Genomic DNA, 2695 nt, shown 5'->3' with positions numbered 1-2695 from the left:
AACGCCTTGGAATGAACGCTTACACTACAGGTGAATAGTGGGCTGTCACGTTAACGGCATCACACACGCTTGCGATTGACTCACGCTCATCGCAAGCAAACGCGGGCTGTTGAATAAGGCGGTGACAGGAGAGGCAATGAGGATGAGTGGGAAGGAATAACAGCGCGTTTTACAGCGGCCTCAGAAAAGCAGCTCTCAGAAAAGCAGTTCGCCACAGCGCTGGGGGAGATTACGATGCCGCAATCCTGCTAATCGTGCCAAGAGAAACGGCTACCAGTTTTTCCTCACCATCTGCTTGAGCGTAGACCTTACACTCACAGGTCGCTTGCCGTTTTCCAGAATATAAGACCGTTGACCTAGCGATCAATTTATCGCCGATCGCGGGTCTAACATAGTTTACTTTGTACTCTGACGTGACACAGCTTCCTAGCACTGACGCTCCGGCAAAGGTAATACAATTATCCGCCAAGTAGCTAACAACACCACCATGCGCAAAACCATTGTTTTGCTTGAGATCATCTCTAATCTCAAGGCTCAATTCAGCACTTCCGGCAGCAAACGCTTCTAGCTTTGCTCCCAACAGCAAGCTGAAAGATTGCTGTGACAGTATCTCTCTTCCTTTCTCTAACATATCACTCAATGTTCAGCTCCTTGCCCTACTCTGGAGATCTAACAACTATTAGACAGCGTTTCTATCTCTGCTTCATGAACGCCACAGCCAGACCCGATGAGACAAACGTAACGCCTGCTCCAATATTTAACCCAGAAACCAATCTGGGTTTGCTTCTCAGCCATTCCGATAACCTAGATGAAAACACGCCCATAAGGCTGAAACCTAGCGCTGTTAAAGCCGCAAACCAAACCCCATAACCAATCATTTGCCAGGTCACAGAGCCCAAATTGGGGTTTACAAACTGGGGGACAAACGCGAGCACAAACATACCCGGCTTAGGGTTGAGTGCCGCTGAAAGAAAGCCTGTTGAGAATATCGTTTTTAAAGACTGTTTTTTTGCAGGCTCTAAGGAAAATAGGTTTCGAGAGCGAAGGACTTTAACGCCTAACCAAATGAGATAGCCCGCACCAATAATCTTGACCACATAGAAGGCTAGCTCGGACGTTTGAATTAAAAGAGTCAGCCCAAATGTCGCCGCTAGCACGTGAAATAGAATTCCCATTCCAGACGATAAGCCAGAAACGGTTGCGGCCAATCTGCCTTGGCTTAAACCTCGTCCTATCGCCAGCATGTTATCTGGCCCTGGGGAAATCACTAACAGTAAACATGCCAGTGTATATGTAGCAAACACCTCTAGTGGAAACATGTCATCTCCTTCTACCTGTAACCGAACGTCATCGCCAGCGGGACTTCCTGCTCAGGTGGTGGTTAACAACGCTATTGTTAGGTTCGTTGAGTTATATAGCAGAGAACTCTATTAACTATTAGCCTACTGCTGCCCTCCTCGCGGGTGCGCCGGAGGCTTACCACGCGCTACAAAACCATAAGTCTTCATCTGTCGCCGCTGTTTCGCACAAACGTCAGCCGTGAGGCAGCTTTACTTTTGCCTTGAAGTAAACTTTTGCATGGAGTAGCGCAAGCTTACGAGTATCTTAACGGGTTGCATGAGATGCAAGGTACACACGATCTCTACCTTCTTTCTTGGCTTTGTACATAGCCTCATCAGCACGAGCCAGTAAGCTTTCGGGAGACTCGCCATTTTCCAACATGGCAACCCCAACACTTATGCTTAGCGTAGTAGACTCTCCGCTGCCAACATCGATCGGTGCAGCGGCTAACCGCTTTCTCAGATTATTGCCCAATTTCTGGCTGGCTTCCAAGTTTGCACCGGGTAAGAGAAAGACAAATTCTTCCCCCCTATACGGCCACAACAATCAGTTTTGCGCCCTACCTCCGATGCTAAACGAGCAAACTCAGTCAATGCTAGATCACCTGCAGCATGCCCCCATTTATCATTAATCTTCTTAAAATAATCAATATCTATCGAAAGAACACTGAAACTATTACCAAACCGTGATGCTTGGTTTACTAGTTCACTCAGGCGCTCCATTGTTGCGCGCCGATTTGGCAAACCAGTCAACTCATCAATACTTGCCAGGCGCTTCATTTCCTCCTCAGACTGCTTCTTATATAGGAGATAACTAACAGTATCTGAGAGCAATGTAATAAGAATATGATCATCCTTGCAAAATGGCTCAACCGGAGTAGGACTAGAAAAATTAATAGTTCCATATAGTTGACCAGATAATCTTATCGGAGCTCCAATATACGACTCCAGTTTTAAGTTTGTGTAGCAGGGATGCTTTTTAATTTCACTTTTCGCCACGAAATGAAAACCGACCGACTTACCCGCACTTAACGTGTGAATACAATAAGTTCCCGACAAATCAAACGTTGTTAATGGTTCCAGCTCTCCTTTGAGATCAACGCAGTACTCGATGGTGTATTGGTTTCCCACAACACGAGAAACAATCGCTTTTTCGAGACCAAAGTGCTCCAGGCCAATCCGAAGCAATCGTTCTATTTTATTACTCTGGCTCAGCGCGACATCTGAAGTTATGTTTTGGATCTTTTGTAGCGTATCCAAAGACTGATCTGTTGAGCGAGCTGAGCGGATAATGCCAATAAATCCGACGACCGTTCCATTCTTGGCCCGCATAAGTGGCTATTCAAAATTTATCG

2 protein-coding genes and 1 pseudogene are annotated in these 2695 nt (G+C 46.4%); all 3 read right to left on the bottom strand.

The genetic code is table 11. From position 1 onward, the window contains the following. Positions 1–229 precede the first annotated feature (229 nt). Positions 230–631, bottom strand: a complete 402-nt coding sequence (locus INT22_RS12950; protein WP_125753711.1) for a PaaI family thioesterase — start codon at positions 629–631, stop codon at positions 230–232. 61 nt (positions 632–692) lie between these two features. Further along, on the bottom strand, positions 693–1319 hold the full coding sequence (locus INT22_RS12945) for a LysE family translocator (protein ID WP_193068352.1): 627 nt from the start codon (positions 1317–1319) through the stop codon (positions 693–695). A gap of 286 nt (positions 1320–1605) precedes the next feature. After that, positions 1606–2672, bottom strand: a pseudogene (locus INT22_RS12940) (sensor domain-containing diguanylate cyclase). Positions 2673–2695 lie beyond the last annotated feature (23 nt).

The sequence above is a fragment of the Halomonas sp. 3D7M genome, assembly GCF_014897885.1.
In the GTDB taxonomy this organism is placed as follows: domain Bacteria; phylum Pseudomonadota; class Gammaproteobacteria; order Pseudomonadales; family Halomonadaceae; genus Vreelandella.
Note: the sequence above shows the minus strand (reverse complement) of the source record. Positions and strands in the feature narration are given on the sequence as shown.

Excerpts from the sequence above, each read along its gene's own strand:
- INT22_RS12950 (WP_125753711.1), bottom strand. The coding sequence starts at position 631 with ATGTTAGAGAAAGGAAGAGAGATACTGTCACAGCAATCTTTCAGCTTG.
- INT22_RS12945 (WP_193068352.1), bottom strand. The coding sequence starts at position 1,319 with ATGTTTCCACTAGAGGTGTTTGCTACATATACACTGGCATGTTTACTG.